This is a genomic window from Desulforamulus profundi (genome assembly GCF_002607855.1).
On the sequence record NZ_AWQQ01000077.1, the window covers coordinates 1 to 4,475 of the forward strand.

5 protein-coding genes and 2 rRNA genes are annotated in these 4,475 nt (G+C 43.5%); 4 read left to right on the top strand and 3 right to left on the bottom strand.

What is annotated here, in order from left to right:
- Nucleotides 1-230, bottom strand: a 230-nt coding sequence (locus P378_RS12235; protein WP_143338482.1) for a transposase, incomplete at its 3' end; no start/stop codon positions are given.
- A 53-nt stretch (nucleotides 231-283) separates the two neighbouring features.
- Entirely contained in the window at nucleotides 284-448 is a 165-nt protein-coding gene (locus tag P378_RS19670) for a hypothetical protein (RefSeq protein WP_180261088.1), read from the bottom strand.
- A 433-nt stretch (nucleotides 449-881) separates the two neighbouring features.
- On the opposite strand from P378_RS19670, the gene P378_RS12240 reads away from it, so the two are divergent.
- Nucleotides 882-2,414: a YifB family Mg chelatase-like AAA ATPase gene (locus P378_RS12240; protein WP_099083449.1), complete on the top strand. Its 1,533-nt coding sequence runs from the start codon at nucleotides 882-884 to the stop codon at nucleotides 2,412-2,414.
- A 66-nt stretch (nucleotides 2,415-2,480) separates the two neighbouring features.
- A complete protein-coding gene (locus P378_RS12245; protein ID WP_180261089.1) occupies nucleotides 2,481-3,047 on the top strand; it encodes a GNAT family N-acetyltransferase in 567 nt (188 codons plus the stop codon).
- Between the two features lie 7 nt (nucleotides 3,048-3,054).
- Here the strand turns inward: P378_RS12245 and P378_RS12250 are convergent, their stop codons facing one another.
- A complete protein-coding gene (locus P378_RS12250; RefSeq protein WP_099083448.1) occupies nucleotides 3,055-3,429 on the bottom strand; it encodes a DnaJ family domain-containing protein in 375 nt (124 codons plus the stop codon).
- A 216-nt stretch (nucleotides 3,430-3,645) separates the two neighbouring features.
- Here P378_RS12250 and rrf point away from each other — a divergent pair.
- Nucleotides 3,646-3,786: ribosomal RNA gene (gene rrf / locus P378_RS12255) — 5S ribosomal RNA — on the top strand.
- 449 nt (nucleotides 3,787-4,235) lie between these two features.
- Nucleotides 4,236-4,475, top strand: a 16S ribosomal RNA gene (locus P378_RS12260); the annotation flags it as partial.

Here is a 4,475-nt window from a genome sequence, read left to right on the forward strand (position 1 = left end):
TCTGCGTATAGTTCTTGAATCTTGTTCTTTAATGTCTCTTTCTCCTTGTCACTCTTTCTACGACCATCTTCAAGAACTTCTGCCAGAGATCTTATTGCCTCTTTTTTCCATTTAAGCAATTGATTTGGATGAATCCCATACTCTGAAGCAATCTGGGATATGGTTTTCTCTTCCTTGAGAATTTCCAGTACAACCTTGGCTTTGAACTCCCCAGAATATGATTTTCTCACGGCAACGATCCACCTTAAATAAAGCTGTTTTTTTGTCTAGTTTTCTTTATCCATTATACAATGAATGGTGCTGCGTCCATAGTATACTGACTCTTATTAACCATGTATTTGTTCAGGTTAAGGTAAAATACGGCATTGTTGGTTGGAGCAGCAATAGCTGTAACTGTAACACTGAGAACAAGAAAGCCTGCTAGAATTACGGAAATAAGCTTTTTCATTATCTGCCTCCTCAGGAATAGTCGTTAATCTATTAGACGAATATAAAGCATCATAAGTTCAAGACAAATATTTGAAGAAGAGTTTAGGATAAGCACTCAACCGGGGTGCTTTTGTTATTTATTAAAGCAAAGAAGGTAAGGTAGTTGAAAGGAGATAGAAGCACTAGGGGAGAGGGGCCTTTGAGTTCTATAAAAATAAAAGGAAATATCATTAACCGGGAGGGACAATCAACTGAGTATCCCGGAGAAAAAAGGTACTAGTCCCCTGTTTTCAAGGGTTTTGTTATCAGTTAAGAAGGAAACCTTAATCCTTTACCGAATATTGTAAAAAATAGGCTGCTCATAGCTTATGATTTTCCTGGTAATTCACAAGTGTAACAAGGTGTTATATGAAATTATTGAAAATATTATATCGTTAAAATGGGGGAATATTGTGCTAGCTATAATAGATAGCGTAGCTTTGTTAGGGCTGGATGGACAAAAAGTAAGAGTGGAAGTTGATGTATCGAACGGTTTGCCTGCCCTTGATATCGTTGGGTTGCCCGACGCAGCTGTACGGGAAGCCAAGGACAGAGTCCGAACAGCCATTAAAAACTCCGGATTGGACTTTCCGATTCAAAGAATTACAGTCAACCTGGCGCCGGCAGATCTGCGCAAGGAGGGGCCGGCGTTTGATTTGCCGATCGCTGTTGGCATCTTAGCAGCCACCGGTCAGATTAATCCGGAATTGTTCTCCGGTATGCTGTTTATCGGTGAACTGTCCCTGGACGGCTCTGTTCGGGGGGTCCATGGGGTGCTGCCGCTGGCTTTGGCAGCCCGTGAGTTAGGGATCAACAAATTGGTGGTGCCACTGGATAACGCTCCTGAAGCGGCTTTGGTTCAAGATGTGCAGGCATTTGGAGTAGCTTCCCTAGCAGAACTTTCTGCTGCCCTAAAGGGCGAAACGGATTTCCCGCCCTATGAATCAGAAGGTCTGGCTGCCAACAACCTGCCGGAAGAAAAGGCACTGGACTTTGCCGATGTTCGGGGACAGTTGGCTGCCAAGCGTGCTCTGGAAGTGGCAGCGGCAGGAGGCCACAACATTTTGATGCTGGGTAGTCCCGGTTGTGGCAAAACCATGCTGGCCAGAAGATTACCTTCCATTTTACCCGACCTCACCTTCGAGGAAGCCATCGAGGTCACAAAAATCTATAGTCTGGCCGGTCAACTTTCTGTCAAGAATCCGCTGGTAACAAGACGCCCCTTCAGGGCGCCCCACCATACCTCTTCCACAGCCAGTCTGGTGGGCGGCGGAAGAGTCCCCAGACCGGGTGAAATTAGCCTGGCACACCAGGGAGTACTCTTTATGGACGAACTGCCGGAATTTCATAAAGATAGCCTGGAGGCCCTGAGACAGCCGCTGGAAGATGGTTGTGTCAGTGTTTCCAGAGTGGCCGGCAGCTTTACCTTTCCCGCCAACATTATGTTCGTTGGGGCAGCTAACCCTTGCCCCTGCGGGTTTCTTTTAGATAAAGAAAGGGAATGCAACTGCACTCCCTTTCAGGTACAAAGATATATGAATCGTATCTCCGGACCCCTGTTGGATCGCATTGATCTTCACCTGGAAGTTCCCAAAATTTCGTACTCTGAATTAAATGATGCTCCCCCGGGGGAATCATCTCTGCAAATAAAAACAAGAGTTGAACAGGCAAGATTTATCCAACGTGAAAGATTAAAAGATTTACCTATTTCCTGCAACGCAACCATGAGAGCCAGGGAAGTGCGACGGTTTTGCAAACCGGATGCCGCAGCTTCAAAACTGCTGCAGGAAGCCTTTAAACGAATGGCTTTGAGCGCCCGGTCCCATGACAGAATCCTAAAAGTAGCCCGTACCATCGCCGATTTGGACGGCAGTGAAGTAATTTCCATAAACCATGTGGCAGAGGCTATCCAATACAGGGGTCTGGACAGGTTGTTCAGATTTTAATGTAGAATCGAGTTTTTTCATTACGGCCATGAGGCACTGGATAGTTTTGGCCAGAGGTGGGATACATTGATTACATTACAACCAGCCAGTTATAATCACTTAGAATTGGTTTGTCACATTATTAAAGAGTCCTTTCAAAAACAAGCGAAAATCCTTGCTATTACGCAAGAAAAATACCTTAATTTTGTCGCCTTTGAAACGGTTGAACGGGTTCCAAAACGAATGAACAGCGGTGACCAAGTCATTATTTCTTTCATAAATGATGAGCCCATGGGAACCGTCAGTTATAAGGCAGATCATGCTCTACAGAAAGGAATCATCCGGCGGTTGGCGGTTCTGCCAAAGTATCGGGGTTATGGGTATGGCGAGCTATTGATGAGCCAGGCCGAGCAACAATTAAAACAAGAGAACATAAGATACATCGAATTAGCCATCGTGGCTCAATTTCAAGGACTTCAAAGATATTATGAAAGACTGGGTTATATGGCAAAGGAGAAAAATTTTTTCCCACCTTACCCTTTAAGGTTTTATTTATGGAAAAGAAATTGTATTATTTTGAGACAGGGTCAGAATGTAAGAGCAAGTAAACATTTTAGTATATTTAAGGTCTCTTTAAAGGATAAAGGGGCCTGATAAATCATCAGTACCCGCCGAATTTGGTATAAATCTTGTCCTTATAACAGCTTAAAGCCGGGGAGCTTACTTGTCTTTTTTCCATCAGGATATTAAACCGAAGAATCTTCTCATTTAGTTTCTTTGTCAATTGACGTTTTTCGTCCTCGTCATAACAGTAATTAATAAGCTTATGTAAGCTAATAATCTCTTTCTTAATCTCAAGTTCCTCAGGCAGAACTCCGGCGTTTTTTAAAAGTCTGTAGCCCGCTCTAAGTTCATCAGGAATATGGGATAAATCTTCCATTTCCAAAGGTTTTCCACTGCCGGGCAGGTTATTTAATTCACCGTTTTGTATGGACTCACGAATTTTATTCTCCGCAAGTAAAGCGAAAACATCCATTTTCTCACCTTCAAAATATTTTAAAATCACGCTGGCTATGTTGAATAATCAGACTCTATAAATGGTTTTGACACTCTTAGATATATTCCCTTCTACAAAGGGATAATACATAAAAATTTCCACTTGCATGTAGCCACCCTGCATGGTATGATAACAATTGTCGCCGAGAGGTGACGGTTAAAAATGACAACTGTTTACCAAAAAGTCAATAAGTTTTCTGGCGGCGATATCGGAGAGGTTACACCTGTTCCCATCCTACCCATCCGGGCACAAGCGAACACAGCAGTTAAACTTTCCAGGGCCGATGGTTCTCGGGGCTCGCGCCTCTGGGGAGAGACCCAAAAGACATTGCTAACTTTATTCCTGTGCCTAAAAACTGGAATAAAGATTACATAAAAAATTCCACTTGCGTTACGTTGAATGGCGTGATATGATAACAAATGTCGCCGCAAGGTGGTACTTAAAATTACCAGTTGATAATTCGTGTTATCGGTGGTAAGATGAAGTTCCGTCGCCGATGAGGCGGTGTAAAAATTACCAAAAACTTTCACTTGAAATGCAAGTGAGGGTCATGGTAAACTAAGATTCCGGTCGTGAGGCCGGGCTAAAAAATGGTCTTTGAAAACTAAACAGTGGATGATGGATGCAAAACGGTCAAGTCAAAAGTCAGCGTAAGCTGAAACTGTGACGACCACATTTGAATCCTCGTCAAGCGTTAAATAACGCTAGCGAGTAATTCCTGAATAAGTAATAAAGAGCAAATCAACTCTTCACCCTAACGGGTACGCGAAAATATTTTTATATATTTTATGGAGAGTTTGATCCTGGCTCAGGACGAACGCTGGCGGCGTGCTTAACACATGCAAGTCGAACGGAGATTAGAAGGAAGCTTGCGAATTCTAAACTTAGTGGCGCACGGGTGAGTAACGCGTGGATAACCTGCCTGGTAGACCGGGATAACAGCTGGAAACGGCTGCTAATACCGGATACGCTTAAGGGAACGCATGTTCTTTTAAGGAAAGCAATCGTGCTATCAGATGGATCCG

Coding starts and splice junctions, on each gene's coding strand:
- P378_RS19670 (WP_180261088.1), bottom strand. CDS start 448: ATGAAAAAGCTTATTTCCGTAATTCTAGCAGGCTTTCTTGTTCTCAGT.
- P378_RS12250 (WP_099083448.1), bottom strand. CDS start 3,429: ATGGATGTTTTCGCTTTACTTGCGGAGAATAAAATTCGTGAGTCCATA.